Here is a 15,778-nt window from a genome sequence, read left to right as displayed (position 1 = left end):
GGACCCCGGGGGTGACCGGGGCCGGCGGGGAGGTCACCGGAGGGGCGAATCGCCGCGGTGGCACCATGTCATGGTGCTCAAGCGATACCGAGAAGTCCTAGGCCTACCCGGTGCGTGGCGGTTCTCCCTGGCGGGTGTGATGGCCCGCCTTCCGATCGGTATGACCGGTCTGGCGATGGTCATACTGATTTCTTCCGGTTATGGATCCTATGCCCTCGGCGGCGCCACCACAGCGGCGTACGTGCTCGCGGTCGCGGTCGGGGCGCCACAGCTCTCCCGTGCCGTGGACCGGCACGGACAGTCCCGGGTGATGCTGCCCGCGGTCACCCTCTCCGGGCTGGCCGGACTGGGAGTGGCGTACGCCGCCGCCCACCACGCCCCGGGTGCGGTGCTGGTCGTGCTGGCGGTCGTCGCCGGTGGGGCGCAGGGCTCGATGCCCACGCTGGTCCGGGCCCGGTGGACCCATGTGGCCCGCAATGCCGGGCAGCTGCACACCGCGTTCGCGATGGAGGCGGCGCTGGACGAGATCGCCTTCATGGTGGGGCCGGTGCTGGCCACCGGGCTGGCGACCGCGGTCGCCGCCTGGCTGCCGCTGGTCCTCGCCGCGAGCGTCCAGATCCTCGGCGGCTGGGCCTTCCTGGCCCAACGGGAGACCGAACCGCCGGCCACCGGGACCCCGGTCCGGGGCGCCGGCACCGGGTCGTTGCTGCGGATCCGGGTGCTGTGGCTGGTCTTCGCGGCGTACCTGATGCTGGGGATCGTCTTCGGCGGGGTGGACGTGTCCACAGTGGCGTACGCCAAGGAGCTGGGCCGGCCGTCCGCGGCGGGGCCGGCGCTGCTGGTGTTCTCCCTCGGCTCGTTCGTTGCCGGGCTCGTCTACGGCGCCCGCCGCTGGCGCGGGGCACCCTGGCAGCACTTCGCCGCCGGGACGGTGCTGATCGGCCTGGGCGCGGGGTCGTTCTTCTTCGCGACCTCGATCGAGATGCTGGCCCTGTTGATGTTCCTGACCGGGCTGACGCTGTCACCGACCTTCGTCGCCGGGCAGACACTGGTGCAGCACCTGGTGCCGGCCGAACGGGTCACCGAGGGGTTCGCCTGGGTCGCCACGTCGATCAACGCCGGGGTGTCCCTGGGGTCGAGCCTTGCCGGCGTCGGCCTGGACCGCGCCGGGTCCGCGGGCGGTTTCGGGGTGACGCTGACCGGCGCCGCGCTGGCCCTGGTGGTGGCCCTGGCGGCGGCGCCGACCCTGCGGCGGCGGACGGTCTGACCGACGCCCGCCCGTGGATCAGGGGCGGGCGCCGGTCGTGACGCCCGGGAGGGTCACTCCTCGCCGTTGGCGGCGCGCTTCAGCGCGGCGCCCGGGGTGAGCCGGACGGCCCGCTTGGCGGCGATCTCCATGGTCTCGCCGGTGCGGGGGTTGCGGCCGCTGCGGGCGGCGCGATCGACGACCTCGAGGGTCAGCAGGCCGGGGATCTGGACCTTCTGCCCCCCGCGGGCGGCCTCCTGGAGGACGTCGTCGAGGGCGGTGATGGCGCGGTTGGCGTCTTCCTTGGACAGTCCGGCGCGCTCGGCGACGGCGGCCACGAGTTCGGTGCGGTTCATGTGTCTCCTTCAGTGATGGTCCGTGACGCGGTCGTGGACGACCCCGGCACGGTTCGGCGCTGCGCATCGACACAACGCACATGTCGTAACAACGCAGGATGCTAGTGACCGGCGGGGGCCTCTGCAATGAAAAACCGCGCAGACACGCCGATCTGAGGGGGTTCGACGGCTCATCGGCCGGTTCGGGGGCGTCCGGAGGGGGTCGGACGGCGATCAGCGGCCCGATCCCGGCCGGGCCGGACGCACCGGGAGGGCGGCGACCAGGGCGCCGAGGGCGGAGACCCCGCCGGCGGTCGCGGTGGCCAGCAGCGGGGTGACCGCGTACAGCGGGAGCAGCACCGGGACCACCGCCGAGCCGAGGAACTGGACCGCCATCGTCACCGAGGTGGCCCCGCCGGCGTTCTCCGGCGTGCTGCGCAGCGCCAGGGTGTTGGTGAGGATCCGGCTGGCCGTGCCGGCGGCACCGATGGCACCCACCAGTAGCACCAACAGGGCGAGCCAGGGGACGAGGCCGGTCAGCGCCATCGCGATCCCCAGCAGGAGCAGCGAGAGGATGCCGAACCGACGGATCCCCCAGGTGTCCGCGAGCCGCCCGGCGAGGTTGCCGCTGACCAGGCCGGCGACACCGTAGAACGCCACCACCAGGCCCCGGGCGGTCGGCGAGAGCCCGAACCGGTCGGTGGCGATCAACGCCGCCAGTACGGTCACCCCGGTGGCGCTCAGCTGCGCGGCGAAGGCGATCGTCGAGGACTGCGCCACCCGGGGGTTGGCCAGCGCCCGCCAGTTCGTCGGCGCCCCGGCCCGGCCGCTGCCCGCCTGCCCGGACGGGGTCACCAGGCCCAGCACCAGCGCGGCGACGCCGGTGACCACGAAGGCGAACCGATAGTCGGTGTCGGCGGCCACACCGCCGACCAGTGGGCTGAATGCCTGGCCCGCCGCCTGCATGGAGGCGAAGACGCCCAGCGACCGGCCGAGCCGTTCGGCGGGGACGAACTCGCTCAGCAGCGACACCAGCACCGGGGTGGTGAAGGCGTTGCCGATGCCCTGGACCGCCCGACCCGCCATGAACACCGGCACCGTCGCGGCGGCGGGAAGGTTCTGGGCGAGGATGCAGACCACCGACGCCACCAGGTAGACGGCGTACCCGCCGCGGATCGTACGACCCCGTCCCCACCGTTGGGCGAGCGATCCGGAGACCAGCAGGGTGAAACAGAACGGCAGCATGTACCAGGTCACCGCCGCGGACGCCGAGGTCAGATCGGTGCCCAGGCCGTGCGCCAGCTCCGGGAGCATCGTGTTCGTCACCGCACCGCCGAACGGCCCGAGGAACCCCCCGGCGTACAACGGCCAGAGGCGGGGACGGCGGTGGCGGCTCGGCGAGGACATAGCCGTCAGGCTAGCGTCCTCCCGCCGGATGGCCAGGGAGTCATCCGGCTGCGCGGACCGTCACCGGGCGGACCGTCACTAGAGTGGAGCCATGAACATCGCGATCCCGGTCACCTCCGACGGTCAGGTCGAGCCCCGCTGGGGGCGGGCGCCGATGGTGGCGGTCGCCACCGTCGACGCCGGTCGGATCACCGACTGGGTGGTGCACCAGGTCGGCTGGGACGTCGCCCACGACCAGGGCACCGAGGGCTCCCACCACGCCCGGATCGTCCGGTTCCTCCGGGAGAACGCCGTCGAGGCGGTGGTGGTCGACCACATGGGGCAGGGCATGCTGCACACCCTGGGCAAGATGGGCATCCCGGTGATCCCCGCCCGCGCCGCCGATGCCCGGGAGGCGGTGGGTCAGGCGGTCACCACCCGCTGACCCACCGGCAGCCCGACTCCCTGGCGGCTCAGAGCATCGGCTGGGTGTGCCAGATGTTGCGGATGTAGTCCCGCATCGAACGGTCGGAGCTGAAGTAGCCGCAGCGGGCGACGTTGAGCACCGCGGAGCGGGTCCACGCCTGCGTGTCGGCGTACTTCTCCTCGACCTTCGCCTGGGCGTCGACGTACGCCTGGAAGTCGGCCAGCGCCATGAACCGGTCGTTCTGGGTCAGTGACATGGTCACCGAGTCGAACATGCCGCGGTCACCGTCACTGAAGGTGCCCGCGTTGATCAGGTCGATCGCGGCCTTCAGCTGCTCGTTGGCCTGGTAGTACTCGCCCGGGTCGTAGCCGCGAGCACCGAGCGCGGAGACCTCCGGCTCGGTCATCCCGAACAGGAAGAAGTTCTCGTCGCCGACCAGCCGGCGGATCTCCACGTTCGCGCCGTCGTCGGTGCCGATCGTCAGGGCACCGTTGAGGGCGAACTTCATGTTGCCGGTGCCGGAGGCCTCCATCCCGGCCAGGGAGATCTGCTCGGACAGGTCCGCAGCCGGGATCAGCTTCTCGGCGAGGGTGACGTTGTAGTTCGCCGGGAAGGCGATCTTGAGCCGCCCCTCGAGGCGGCGGTCGGCGTTGATGGTCCGGGCCACCTTGTTGATCAGGTGGATGATGTCCTTCGCCATCCGGTAGCCGGGGGCGGCCTTCGCGCCGAACACCACGGTGCGCGGCGTCAGGTCGGCGGCCGCCAGCTTGCCGGAGAGCACCTGCTCGTAGAGCGACACGACGTGCAGCAGCTTCAGGGTCTGGCGCTTGTACTCGTGCAGGCGCTTGACCATCACGTCGAGCAGGTGATCGTCGGGCAGGTCGATCTCGTCGCGGCTGCGCAGGAGAGTGGTCAACCGGTGCTTGTTCCAGTCCTTGGCCTCGCGGAAGGCGGCCAGGAAGTCCTCGTCCAGGGCGTACGTCTCGAGCTCGTCCAGGCGCTCCAGGTCGGTGACCCAGCCGGAACCGATCGCGTCGCTGATCACCTCGGACAGCTTGGGGTTGGCCATCTTGACGAATCGGCGCGGCGTGACGCCGTTGGTGACGTTGGTGAACCGCTCCGGCCACAGCGCGGAGAAGTCCGGCAGCACCTTGTCGCGCAGCAGCTGGCTGTGCAGTTCGGCGACACCGTTGACCTTGGTCGCGGCGACGGTGGCCAGGTGGGCCATCCGGACGCCCCGGTCGGGGTACTCGGTGATGATCGACATCCGCCCGACGCGCAGCTCGTCACCCGGGAAGGCCTCACGGACCTCGGCGAGGAAGCGCTCGTTGATGCCGTAGATGATCTCCAGGTGGCGGGGGAGCAGCCGGCCGAGCAGGTCGGTCGACCACACCTCCAGCGCCTCCGGCAGCAGCGTGTGGCAGGTGTAGGCGAAACATCGGTGGGTGACCTGCCAGGCCTCCTCCCAGCCGAAGCCGCGCTCGTCGATCAGGATCCGCATCAGCTCCGGCACCGCGATCACCGGGTGGGTGTCGTTGAGCTGGAAGATGATCCGGTCGGGCAGGTCGTGGAGGTCGAAGCCCTCCTCCAGCTCGTGGTCGATGAAGTCGCGCAGCGAGCAGGCGACGAAGAAGTACTGCTGCTGGAGGCGCAGCTCCTTGCCCTGCGGGGTGGAGTCCTCGGGGTAGAGCACCTTGGAGATGTTCTCGGCGAAGGTCTGGGCCCGGACCGCCTCGGCGTAGTCGCCGGAGTTGAAGATCGACAGGTCGAAGGCCTTCGTGGCCTGCGCGCTCCACAGCCGCAGCGGGTTGACCCGGCCGTTGAGGTAGCCGGGGACCATGTAGTTGTACGGCACGCCGAGCACGTTCCAGGCGGGCACCCAGCTGGTCCGCTCGCGGCCGTCCGCGTCGACGCTCTTCTCGGTGTAGCCGCCGAAGTTCACCTGCACCGATTCCTCGGGATGCGGGAACTCCCACGGCGAGCCGAGCGCGAGCCAGGTGTCCGGCTGCTCGACCTGGCGGCCGTCCACGAAGGTCTGGCGGAAGATGCCGTACTCGTAGCGGATGCCGTAGCCGATGCACGGCACGTTCATCGTGGCGAGCGAGTCGATGAAACACGCGGCGAGCCGCCCGAGGCCGCCGTTGCCGAGGCCGGGCTCCACCTCCTGGCTGCGCAGGGTGGCCAGGTCGATACCGCACTGCTGGAGACCCTTCGCGGCGATCTCGTTGAGATCGGACGCCATCAGGGCGTTGCCGAGCTGACGGCCGAGCAGGTACTCCGCGGAGAGGTAGCCGACCGTCTTCGCCTTGGCCTCGTGCGTCTTGCGGCTCGTTTCCAGCCAGCGGGCCATCAGGTACTGGCGGACCGTGCCCGCCAGCGCCAGGTACTGGTCGTTGATGCTGGAGTGCGACAGCGCCACCCCCTGGGTCGTGTTCAGCTCGCCCAGGAACGCCTGGACGAACCCGTCGACCGAGTGCGGCGGCGACTTGACCGGCGCCAGGGCGTACGGGTGCGTGGGCTTGAACGCCGGGCCGTACACCCGGTGATCGATCGTGGGCGACTCGTCGGCCGGGGTGGTACCGCCGGTTGTCTGCTGCAGCTGGTCGGGCATGGTCCGCAGTCTAGGGATCCGGCATTGCATCCGTGTTCCACACGAACACGGCGTTCCATCCGACGCGGTCGATCGCAGCCTACGGCGCCGGAGCCCCGGCGCCGTAGGCTCGGGCCATGGCAACTGTCTTCACGCGCATCATCAACGGTGAACTGCCCGGCCGCTTCGTCTACCGCGACGACACCGTGGTCGCCTTCCTGTCCATCGGGCCGGTGGCCTGGGGGCACACCCTGGTCGTCCCGATCCAGGAGGTCGACCAGTGGGTCCACGCCGATCCGGCGCTGTGGGCCCACCTCACCGAGGTGTCGCAGCTCGTCGGCCGGGCCATGGTGGAGGTCACCGGTGCCTCCCGGGCCGGCCTGCTGATCGCCGGCTTCGAGGTGCCGCACCTGCACATCCACGTGTTCGGCGCCGACGACATGGGGGGCTACACCCTGCGGGCGATCGAGGTGCCCGAGGCGGAGATGGATCGCGCGGCCACCGAGTTGCGTGCGGCGCTCCGGGCCCTCGGCGCCGGGGCGTGCGTCCCGGCCTGAGACCGGTCCGCTGTCGGGGCCGGGTGCCACACTGGATCCCATGTCCGTGCCCGTCGGTTCCGGTTCCGCGCTCGACCGGTTCGCGCCCGCGACCCGGCGGTGGTTCGAGGACGAGTTCCAGCGGCCGACCGCTGCCCAGGAGGGCGCCTGGCGGGCGATCAGCTCCGGCCACCATGCTCTGGTGATCGCCCCGACCGGCTCGGGCAAGACGCTGTCCGCCTTCCTGTGGGCGATCGACCGGCTGATGCTGGAGCCACCCGCCGCGGACGATCCGCCACCGGCCCGCACCCGGGTCCTCTACATCTCCCCGCTCAAGGCCCTCGGCGTCGACGTCGAGCGCAACCTGCGCCGTCCCCTGGCCGGGATCGCCCGGGTCGCCGCCGAACGTGGTGAGGAGGTCCGCGAGGTCCGGGTGGGCGTACGGTCCGGTGACACCCTGCCCGCCGACCGCCGCCGGCTGGTGCACGACCCGCCCGACATCCTGATCACCACCCCCGAGTCGCTCTACCTGATGCTCACCTCGTCGGCCCGCGACACCCTCACCGGCGTCGGGACGGTGGTCGTCGACGAGGTCCACGCCGTCGCCGGCACCAAGCGCGGCGCACACCTGGCGCTCTCCCTGGAGCGGCTCGACGACCTGCTGCCCGCGCCGGCGCAACGGATCGGCCTGTCCGCCACCGTCGAACCGGCTGCGGAGGTGGCCCGCTTCCTCGCCGGCGGAACGCCGGTCGAGATCGTCTGCCCACCCTCCGACAAGGCCTGGGACCTCAGCATCACGGTGCCGGTGCCGGACCTGGCCGACCTCTCCCGGGACCGTACGGCCGACGACGACCCGGAGCGGATCCACTCCATCTGGCCCGACATCGAGGAGCGGCTGGTCGATCTCGTGCTGGCCCACGGCTCCACCCTGGTGTTCGCCAACTCCCGGCGCTCCGCGGAGAAGATCACCACCCGGATGAACGAGCTGTACGCCGAACGGCTGCGTGCCGCCGGCGAGCTCGGTGACGACGAGGACCCGCCGGTGCTCGCCCGGTCCCACCACGGGTCGGTCGCCAAGGAACAGCGGGCCCGGATCGAGGCCGACCTCAAGGCCGGCCGGCTGCGCTGCGTGGTGGCCACCAGCTCGCTCGAGCTCGGCATCGACATGGGCGCCATCGACCTGGTCATCCAGGTGGCCGCCCCGTTCTCGGTCGCCTCCGGGCTGCAGCGGGTCGGCCGCGCCGGGCACCGGGTCGGGGAGGTCTCCCGGGGCATCATCTTCCCCACCCACCGTGCCGATCTCGTCCACGCCGCCGTGGTCGGGCGGCGGATGATCGCCGGTGCGATCGAACCGATCCACGTCATCGCCGGGCCGCTGGACATCCTCGCCCAGCAGACCGTCGCCGCCTGCGCCCTCGGACCGATCGACGTGGAGGCGTGGTGGGCCACCGTCCGGCGGGCCGCCCCGTTCACCGACCTGCCGCGCAGCGCCTTCGAGGCGACCCTCGACCTGCTGGCCGGCCGCTACCCCTCCGACGAGTTCGCCGAGCTGCGCCCGCGGCTGGTCTGGGACCGTGATCACGGCACGCTGACCGGCCGGCCCGGAGCGCAGCGGCTGGCGGTGACCAGCGGCGGCACCATCCCGGACCGCGGTCTCTACCCGGTCTACCTGGTGGCCGGGGACGAGTCGCGGGGCCCGCGCCGGGTCGGCGAACTCGACGAGGAGATGGTGTTCGAGTCCCGGGTCGGCGACATCATCGCGCTGGGCGCCACCAGCTGGCGGATCGAGGAGATCACCCCCGACCGGGTCGCGGTGTCGCCGGCACCCGGGGTCCCGGGCCGGCTGCCGTTCTGGCACGGCGAGGACGACGGGCGCCCGGCCGTGCTCGGCGCGGCGATGGGGGCGTACGTCCGGGAGCTCGACGGTCGGGTCGCGGGCGCGGGGGAGCCGGCGGTCCGCGGGGAGCTCCGCGAGGCCGGTCTGGACGCCTGGGCCGCGGACAACCTGCTGGACTACCTGCGCGACCAGCGCCGGGCCACCGGCGTGCTGCCGGCCGACGACCGGCTGGTGGTCGAGCGGTTCCGTGACGAGCTGGGCGACTGGCGGGTGGTCTGCCACAGCCCGTACGGCAAGCCGGTCAACGCGCCCTGGGCGCTGGCGGTGGCCCGGCGGGTCCGGGAACGGTACGGCGTCGACCCCCAGGTGATGGCCGCCGACGACGGCATCGTGCTGCGGGTCGCGGCGACCGACGCCACCCCGCCCGACGACTCGCTGTTCCGCTTCGACCCCGACGAGCTGGTCCGGACGGTGACCGCCGAGGCCGAGCACTCGGCGCTGTTCGCCGCCCGGTTCCGGGAGTGCGCGGCCCGGGCGCTGCTGCTGCCGCACCGCGACCCCGGGAAGCGGTCACCGTTGTGGCAGCAGCGGCACCGGTCCGCCCAGCTGCTCCGGGTCGCGGCCCGCTATCCGGCCTTCCCGATCGTGCTGGAGGCGTTGCGGGAGGTCCTCCTCGACGCGTACGACCTGCCGGCGCTGCGCACCCTGCAGACACGGATCGAGCGCCGCGAGGTCACCATGGTGCCGGTAGAGACGGTGAAGCCCTCGCCGTTCGCCGCCTCGCTGCTGCTGGGCTACGTCGGCCAGTTCCTCTACGACGCGGACGTGCCGCTGGCCGAACGGCGGGCCGCCGCGCTCGGTCTGGACCAGAAGCTGCTCGGTGAGCTGCTGGGCAGCGCCGAGCTGGCGGACCTGCTGGACCCGGCGGTGATCGACCTGGTCGAGGCCGAGCTCCAGCACACCGCGGATGATCGGCGGCTCCGCGGCGTCGAGGGCGTGGCGGACCTGCTGCGGCTGCTCGGGCCGCTCACCACCGACGAGATCGCCGTCCGGGCCGTCCCGGTGGCGGTCGGTGCCGGCGTGGTCGGTGAGGTGGCCGAGATGGTCGAGGCGGCCACGGCATACGTCACCGCGTTGGTGGACGCCGGCCGGGCGATCCGGGTCGGGGTCGGCGGCCGGCCGCGGATCGCCGCGGTGGAGGATGCCGCGCGGCTGCGGGACGCGCTCGGGACCGTGCTGCCGGTCGGGATCCCGGCCGCCCACCTGGCCGCCGTGGCCGATCCGGTGGGGGATCTGGTGGCCCGGTTCGCCCGCACCCACGGGCCGTTCGTCGTCCCGGACCTGGCGGCGGCGCTGGGGCTGGGGCCCGCGGTGGTGCAGCGTACGGTGCACCGGCTGGTCGAGGAGGGGCGGATCGTGGCCGGCGAGTTCCGGCGCCGGCCGGCCACCCCGGAGGCGTACGCCTCCTCCCAGTACATCGACGCCGAGGTGCTCCGGGTGGTCCGCCGCCGCTCGCTGGCGGCGCTGCGGGCGCAGGTCCGGCCGGTCGCCGGTGACCGCTATGCCGCCTTCCTCCAGGTCTGGCAGCACGTCGGTGGCGGCAATCGGCTCTCCGGTGCCGAGGGCCTCCTCGCCGTGGTCGACCAGCTCGCCGGGATCCGGCTGCCCGCCTCCGCCTGGGAGTCCCTGGTGCTGCCCGCCCGCCTCGACGACTGGAGCCCCGGCCTGCTCGACGGGCTGGTGGCCTCCGGCGAGGTGATCTGGGTGGGCGACGGCCCGCTCACCGGCGGCGACGGCTGGCTCACCCTGCACCTCGCCGACGCCGGCGACCTCACCCTGCCCCAGGACCTGGCGGAACGCGCCGAGGCACTCACCGACCCGCTGGCCCGGCGGATCCACGGGCTGCTGCGGGAGCGCGGCGGGGCGTTCCTGGTCGAGGAGATCCTGGCGGCCCTCGAGCGTCAGGACGCGGAGCGCGGACCGGCGTCGGTGCCGAGTTCCCCGGAGCCGGGCGACCCCGGCGCGGCCGCCCCGGGCCCGGACGGAGAACCGACCCCCCTGACGGTCGCCGGCGTCGCCGAGGCGGTGACCACGCTGGCCTGGACCGGGCTGGTCACCTCCGACACGTACACCTCGGTGCGGGCGATGCTGCGGGCCGGGCAGGGCACGCACCGCACCCCGTCCACCCCGACCCGGGGTCGTCCCGGGCGCCCGGGACGGTTGCGGCTGCGGTCGCCGGCGATGGCGCCGCGCTCCCCGCTGCCGGGGAGATGGTCGGTGGTCCGTCCGCGGCCCCTGGACGCCACGGTCCGGGCGACCGAACTCGCCCAGCTGCTGCTCGATCGGCACGGCGTGGTCACCCGGGGCGGGGTGGAGCTGGAGGGGCTGGCCGGCGGATTCGCCGCGCTGTACCGGGTGCTGACCGCCCTGGAGGAGAACGGCCGGTGCCGGCGCGGCTACTTCGTCGCCGACCTGGGACCGGCGCAGTTCGCCGAGGCCGGGACCGTCGACCTGCTGCGCCGCGCCGAGGCGCCGGGCGCGGTGTTGCTGGCGGCGACCGATCCGTCCAACCCGTACGGTGCGGCGCTGGCCTGGCCCGAGCTCCCCGGCGGCGCCGCCGGTGGCTCCCGGCCGGGTCGGCGGTCCGGTGCCCTGGTCGTGCTGGTCTCGGGGGCCCCGGTGCTGTTCCTGGAGCGCGGGGGACGTACGCTGCTCGCCTTCGACGACGACCGGCAGCGGCTGGCGGAGGCCGCTGCGGCCCTCGCCGCCGGGGTGCAGCGCGGCGCCGTCGACACGCTCTCGATCGAGACGGTGAACGGCGAGCCGGCGATGGCGGTGGCCGGTGCACCGGCCACCGTCCGGGCCGCGCTGGTGGAGGCCGGCGCCTACACCTCGCCGAAGGCGGTCCGGCTGCGCCGGACCTGACGCCGCCCGGTTCGCGGAACTCGCCCGTCGGCCGGAGAAATGTCAGAGGTCCCGTTCATCATGGAGTCATGGGGGACCTGACAGACAACCTCACCACCCTGCTGCGTCTGCTCGAGTCGCGGACGCGGTGGTCGTCGACCGCTCTCGCGTCCGAGCTCGGTGTCACCGCACCGACGATCCGCCGCTACGTCGCGCGACTGCGCGATCTCGGGGTCGGGATCGCCCACGATCCCGGATCCGACGGCGGCTATCGGCTCACCGCCGGCCGGACGATGCCACCGCTCCTCCTCGACGACGAGGAGGCAACGGCGACGGCGATCGCGCTGCGCCGGTCGCTGCTCGCCCCGACACCGCTGACCGAGGACGGGACGCTGCGGGCGCTGGCCAAGATCGAGCAGGCGATGCCGGACCGGGTCCGCGCCGCGGTGGACGCCCACGAGACCGAGCACACGGTGCTGGGCGAGCAGCTCTCCGCCACCCTGGCCGTCATCACCGAGGCGATCCGGGACGGCCGGCTGCTGCGGTTCGCCGTCTCGACCGAGCTCGGGCCCGGGCCGGTGCACCACGTCGAGCCGCTGGTCGTCCGGGCCCGGATGGGGCAGTGGTTCCTGATGGGGCACGACCGGCAGCTGCGCCGGATCACCACCTGGCCGGTGGAGCGGATCGTCGACCCGCAGGTGACCACGGTGCCGTTCGACGCCGAGCGGCACCGTCGACCACGCCGGGCCCGAGAAGTGGTGCCCGACGACCTCCCCGCGCCCATCGTGGCAGTGGTCGAGGTGCAGGCACCGCCGGCGCGGGTACGGGCCGGGCTGCCCGACGGGGTCGGCTTCATCGAACCCCTCGACGACGGCCGGTCCCGGGTGATGGTGAGTGGCACCAGCACCACCCGGATCGCCCGCCAACTGCTGCTGCTCCCGGAGGTCTTCACCGTGGTCGAGCCGGAGGAACTGCGGGTCGAACTGCGGGCGATCGCCGAGGTGCTCGCCGGCGTCTGACCGTCACCTCGGCAGAGCGTCGCCCCGAACGCCACCCCCGAGCGTCACTTCTCGGCCGGCGGGGTGAGCCGGCTGAAGTCGGTGTCCAGATCGCCGATCGGTCCGGTCCGCGGCGACTCGGCGCAGGGCGCGGCGTTGGCGTACGCCGCGTCGAAGAAGCCCACCTCGGCCCGCACCGTCCGCCGGAACAGCGAGCGGCAGCGCACCGCCGCTTCCTCGTTGCTCGGCTCGGCCGCGTCCAACTGCTGGCGCAGGAACCGCACCCAGTCCCGGAACTCGTGACCCCGATGCAGGTTGATCCAGTCGACGTGCTCGCTCCGGGTGGTCCGCATCGTACGGCCCGGTGCTTCCGCCCAGTCGAGGTAGACCCATTCGAGCACCAGCAGCACCGACAGCACGTGCGGCCAGGAGTGCGACCCGATCGCCTCGTAGATCAGGTCCAGCAGGTCGACCGTCGCACAGCTCAGCGGCGGATGCAGCCGGTCCTCCAGCCGGACGTCGAAGGCGTTCAACGTCCGCTCGAAGTAGCCGTTCTCCTCGGTGGTGAGCATGCCCAGCTGGCGGCCCAGGCGCAGCCGGGCGGTGGCCGTCGGCGCCGTCGCTACCGCCTCCCCGAGCAGCCGCAGGAACGGGTCGAAGAACTGGTAGTCCTGCACCACGTAGCCCAGCAGCACCGGGTCGGCCAGGGTCCCGGCGAACAGCTCGTCGACGAAGCGATGCCCGGTGACGGCCGCCCAGTCCTCCGCGCACTCCTCGCGCAGGCGGCGGGTGAAGTCGGTGCTGGGCGCGGTGGTCATGGGTCCAACGTACCCGCGCCGGGGGCCCGCCCGACCGGGCCGCCGGCACCCGTCAGGCGGCCGGTGCGGCCTCCTCGACGGCCGCCGCGGCCGCGGCGACGGCCTCCTCCGGGGGGATCCGAGTGAAGGTGGCCCGGGCCGCGATCAGTGTCGTGGTCCACAGCAGGCACACCATGCTCACCGCGTAGACCGACGACAGGGCGTGGTTCGTGCCGCGGGCGAGGATCACCAGGCCGACGGCGAGCTCGACCACCAGCAGCACCCCGGCGGCGACGGTCAACGGGCGCACCCCCGGCGTCCGGGCCCCGGTCGCGATCGCCGCGACGATGAAGGCGATGGCGACCGCGGCGAGCGCCATCCGGGCGACCTGCAGCCAGACCGGGCCGTCGATCGGGACGATCCGCCAGACCGGGCAGCTCACGCAGCGGGTCAGCGAGCCTTTCCCGGCCGCGAAGACACCGGTCACGTGCAGCAGCCACAGCGTGCCGACGGCCGCCCAGGCGTACGTGCCGGTGGGGGTGCGCCGGGCCCGGCGCGGGGTCCGCGACAGCGCCACCGCCGCCGTGGTCATCGCGACCATGGCGATCAACGAGGCCCCCAGGTCGGTGGCGGCCTGCGGGGTGCTGAGCCCCACCCGGATCGTCAGCATGCCGAACACCCCGGCGGCGAACGCGCCGGCCAGGGCCAGCCACGGCAGCACCGCGACGGTCAGGTCACGGCGCCGGCGCAGCCCGACCAGCGCCGCGGCCAGCAGCACCGGCCCGGTGCTCACCGCCACCACCCGGTGGATGAACTCGACGATCGGGCTCAGCGCCACCTGTGGCATCACCTGGCCGACGTAGCAGCCGGGCCAGTTCGGGCAGGAGGCGCTGGAATCGGTCGCGCAGACCAGCGAACCCAGCGCCACGGCGGCGAAGGTGAGGACGGCGGCCACGCGGTAGAGCGTGACGGTGGCGGGCGCGGGGGTGCTGCTGGCGTTCAATGAGGTCTCCGCAGGGCGAGGTGCTCCGTCGTACGTGGCCGGCGGCCCTCCGACGAGTTCCTACGGTGCACGTACTACGTCATGTCGTCGCACATCCTACGGGGATGCCGGGTTCAGCGGTGGTCGGACTCCCAATCGAGCAGGGCCGTCTTGATCGCCACGCCGTAGCGGTAGTCGCCCAGCCCGGCGGGGGAGCGGACGACCCGGTGGCACGGCACTACCCAGACCAGCCGGTTGAGGGCGCAGGCCCGGGTCGCGGCGCGGACCGACCGGGGGCGCCCGGCCCGCTCGGCGAGCTCACGGTAGGTCATCCGCTCGCCGGCCGCACTGGCGCGCAACGACGACCAGCAGCTCTGCCGGAACGGGGTGCCCGGCTGGTTGACCCGCAGGGCGCCGAAGGCGTCGAGGTCGCCGTCGAGGACGTCGCTCACCGCGCGCTGGATGGCGCTGGCCCCGTCGTTGGGCCGGACCGGCAGCCGGCGGGCGCTGCGGGGAAGGACCGGGGCGATGTCGCTGAGCTCGCCGAAGCCGCAGGCGCGCAGCACCTCGTCGTCGGGGGTCCAGAACGCCGTGAACGCGCCGAACGGGGTGGCCAGGGTGGTCGCCTCGAGACTCCTGGTCGTGGACATGTCGGGCCTCCTGGTGGCGGGGTGGTGGCGGTCCCATTCTGCTGACTCGACGGCGGTGGGTCGAGACGGGGTCGTCGGGGGTGTCATCCGCTGCGCGCCGCCCGGCCATGTCCCGGGGCCGCCCGGATCACGATGCTCGCGGCGACGACCAGCGCGACGCCCACCCATTCGCCCCCGGACAGCCGCTGGCCGAGGACCAGCAGCCCGGCCACCGCCGCGGCCGCCGGCTCCAGGGACAAAAGGATGCCGAAGACGCTCGGGACGATCCACCGCAGCGCGACGTTCTCCAGCGAGTACGGGATCACCGAGGACAGCAGTGCGACGCCGAGGCCGCGGGCCAGCACCTCCCCGCCGACCAGCCGCCCGCCGGCGTCGAGGAGCCCCCACGGCGCCACCAGCGCCGCCGCGATCAGCATCGCCCAGGCCACCCCGTCGATCCCGCCGAAGTGCCGGGCCGTGTGCCCCGAGGCGATGATGTACGTCGCCCACGCCGCCCCGGCCAGCAGCGCCAGGCCGATGCCGACCAGGTCCAGCCGCGCCCACGGGGTCCACAGCGCCCCGGAGATCAGCAGCACGCCGGCGAGGGCCAGCGCCACCGCGAACAGGTCCCGTACGCTGCGCGAGGTCGCCGCAGCCAGCGCCAGCGGGCCGAGGAACTCAAGGGTCACCGCCACCCCCATCGGCAGCCGGGCGACCGCGCCGTAGAACGCCGAGTTCATCACCGCCAGGCTCAGCCCGAACCAGCCGACCACCCACCAGTCCCGGGCCCGGTGCCCGCGCCGGGCCGGACGTACGGCCACCAGCAGGATCAGCGCGGCCAGGGTGAGCCGGAGCAACACCGACCCCATCACCCCGGCGAGCGGGATCAGGGTGACGGCGAGAGCGCCGCCGAACTGCACCGAGAGGATCGCGCCGAGGACCAGGGTCGGGGCCCAGGCCGGTGTCGGGCGGGCGGGGCGATCCATGCCCGCCATCCTGCCACTGCCCGCCGTCCGGCCCCGCGGGCAGCCCGCTGGGCGACCGGCGGCCCGGGGCCGGCCACGGCGGGTGGAGGGCGCCGGCGGAGGGCGTCCGTGGAGCCGGAGGGGGT

Annotated in this window: 12 protein-coding genes; 5 read left to right on the top strand and 7 right to left on the bottom strand. The window is 73.3% G+C overall.

Annotated features, from left to right (window positions below; translation table 11 throughout):
• Nucleotides 1–70: 70 nt before the first annotated feature.
• On the top strand, nucleotides 71–1,267 hold the full coding sequence (locus tag R0145_RS15665; protein WP_317837816.1) for an MFS transporter: 1,197 nt from the start codon (nucleotides 71–73) through the stop codon (nucleotides 1,265–1,267).
• Between the two features lie 53 nt (nucleotides 1,268–1,320).
• Here R0145_RS15665 and R0145_RS15660 read toward each other — a convergent pair whose 3' ends face one another.
• Together R0145_RS15660 and R0145_RS15655 are read right to left on the bottom strand one after the other, a co-directional pair.
• Nucleotides 1,321–1,602, bottom strand: a complete 282-nt coding sequence (locus R0145_RS15660; protein ID WP_317837815.1) for an HU family DNA-binding protein — start codon at nucleotides 1,600–1,602, stop codon at nucleotides 1,321–1,323.
• 213 nt (nucleotides 1,603–1,815) lie between these two features.
• Nucleotides 1,816–2,988 carry an MFS transporter gene (locus R0145_RS15655; RefSeq protein ID WP_317837814.1) on the bottom strand — a complete coding sequence of 391 codons (1,173 nt, stop codon included), beginning with the start codon at nucleotides 2,986–2,988 and terminating at the stop codon, nucleotides 1,816–1,818.
• Nucleotides 2,989–3,079: 91 nt separating this feature from the next.
• On the opposite strand from R0145_RS15655, the gene R0145_RS15650 reads away from it, so the two are divergent.
• On the top strand, nucleotides 3,080–3,412 hold the full coding sequence (locus R0145_RS15650) for a NifB/NifX family molybdenum-iron cluster-binding protein (protein ID WP_317837813.1): 333 nt from the start codon (nucleotides 3,080–3,082) through the stop codon (nucleotides 3,410–3,412).
• 28 nt (nucleotides 3,413–3,440) lie between these two features.
• Here R0145_RS15650 and R0145_RS15645 read toward each other — a convergent pair whose 3' ends face one another.
• Nucleotides 3,441–6,005 carry a glycogen/starch/alpha-glucan phosphorylase gene (locus R0145_RS15645; RefSeq protein ID WP_317837812.1) on the bottom strand — a complete coding sequence of 855 codons (2,565 nt, stop codon included), beginning with the start codon at nucleotides 6,003–6,005 and terminating at the stop codon, nucleotides 3,441–3,443.
• A 116-nt stretch (nucleotides 6,006–6,121) separates the two neighbouring features.
• On the opposite strand from R0145_RS15645, the gene R0145_RS15640 reads away from it, so the two are divergent.
• From R0145_RS15640 to R0145_RS15630, 3 genes are all read left to right on the top strand, one after another.
• Nucleotides 6,122–6,541, top strand: coding sequence for an HIT family protein (locus R0145_RS15640; protein ID WP_317837811.1), 420 nt, complete (start codon nucleotides 6,122–6,124; stop codon nucleotides 6,539–6,541).
• Nucleotides 6,542–6,581: 40 nt separating this feature from the next.
• A complete protein-coding gene (locus R0145_RS15635) occupies nucleotides 6,582–11,282 on the top strand; it encodes an ATP-dependent helicase (RefSeq protein ID WP_317837810.1) in 4,701 nt (1,566 codons plus the stop codon).
• 68 nt (nucleotides 11,283–11,350) lie between these two features.
• Nucleotides 11,351–12,280, top strand: a complete 930-nt coding sequence (locus R0145_RS15630) for a helix-turn-helix transcriptional regulator (protein WP_317837809.1) — start codon at nucleotides 11,351–11,353, stop codon at nucleotides 12,278–12,280.
• 44 nt (nucleotides 12,281–12,324) lie between these two features.
• Here the strand turns inward: R0145_RS15630 and R0145_RS15625 are convergent, their stop codons facing one another.
• The 4 genes from R0145_RS15625 to R0145_RS15610 form a co-directional block, all read right to left on the bottom strand.
• A complete protein-coding gene (locus R0145_RS15625) occupies nucleotides 12,325–13,077 on the bottom strand; it encodes a TenA family protein (RefSeq protein ID WP_317837807.1) in 753 nt (250 codons plus the stop codon).
• A 52-nt stretch (nucleotides 13,078–13,129) separates the two neighbouring features.
• Entirely contained in the window at nucleotides 13,130–14,059 is a 930-nt protein-coding gene (locus tag R0145_RS15620; RefSeq protein ID WP_317837806.1) for a cytochrome C oxidase subunit I, read from the bottom strand.
• 113 nt (nucleotides 14,060–14,172) lie between these two features.
• Nucleotides 14,173–14,688 (bottom strand): methylated-DNA--[protein]-cysteine S-methyltransferase, encoded by a 516-nt coding sequence (locus R0145_RS15615; protein WP_317837805.1) that lies wholly within the window; start codon nucleotides 14,686–14,688, stop codon nucleotides 14,173–14,175.
• 83 nt (nucleotides 14,689–14,771) lie between these two features.
• Nucleotides 14,772–15,653: an EamA family transporter gene (locus tag R0145_RS15610; protein ID WP_317837804.1), complete on the bottom strand. Its 882-nt coding sequence runs from the start codon at nucleotides 15,651–15,653 to the stop codon at nucleotides 14,772–14,774.
• Nucleotides 15,654–15,778: the final 125 nt, after the last annotated feature.

It is taken from the genome of Raineyella sp. W15-4 (assembly GCF_033170155.1).
In the GTDB taxonomy this organism is placed as follows: domain Bacteria; phylum Actinomycetota; class Actinomycetes; order Propionibacteriales; family Propionibacteriaceae; genus Raineyella.
The sequence above is the reverse complement of the archived record's forward strand: the minus strand, read 5'-3'. Positions and strand labels throughout refer to the sequence as shown.

Coding starts and splice junctions, on each gene's coding strand:
- R0145_RS15665 (WP_317837816.1), top strand. CDS start 71: ATGGTGCTCAAGCGATACCGAGAAGTCCTAGGCCTACCCGGTGCGTGG.
- R0145_RS15660 (WP_317837815.1), bottom strand. CDS start 1,602: ATGAACCGCACCGAACTCGTGGCCGCCGTCGCCGAGCGCGCCGGACTG.
- R0145_RS15655 (WP_317837814.1), bottom strand. CDS start 2,988: ATGTCCTCGCCGAGCCGCCACCGCCGTCCCCGCCTCTGGCCGTTGTAC.
- R0145_RS15650 (WP_317837813.1), top strand. CDS start 3,080: ATGAACATCGCGATCCCGGTCACCTCCGACGGTCAGGTCGAGCCCCGC.
- R0145_RS15645 (WP_317837812.1), bottom strand. CDS start 6,005: ATGCCCGACCAGCTGCAGCAGACAACCGGCGGTACCACCCCGGCCGAC.
- R0145_RS15640 (WP_317837811.1), top strand. CDS start 6,122: ATGGCAACTGTCTTCACGCGCATCATCAACGGTGAACTGCCCGGCCGC.
- R0145_RS15635 (WP_317837810.1), top strand. CDS start 6,582: ATGTCCGTGCCCGTCGGTTCCGGTTCCGCGCTCGACCGGTTCGCGCCC.
- R0145_RS15630 (WP_317837809.1), top strand. CDS start 11,351: ATGGGGGACCTGACAGACAACCTCACCACCCTGCTGCGTCTGCTCGAG.
- R0145_RS15625 (WP_317837807.1), bottom strand. CDS start 13,077: ATGACCACCGCGCCCAGCACCGACTTCACCCGCCGCCTGCGCGAGGAG.
- R0145_RS15615 (WP_317837805.1), bottom strand. CDS start 14,688: ATGTCCACGACCAGGAGTCTCGAGGCGACCACCCTGGCCACCCCGTTC.
- R0145_RS15610 (WP_317837804.1), bottom strand. CDS start 15,653: ATGGATCGCCCCGCCCGCCCGACACCGGCCTGGGCCCCGACCCTGGTC.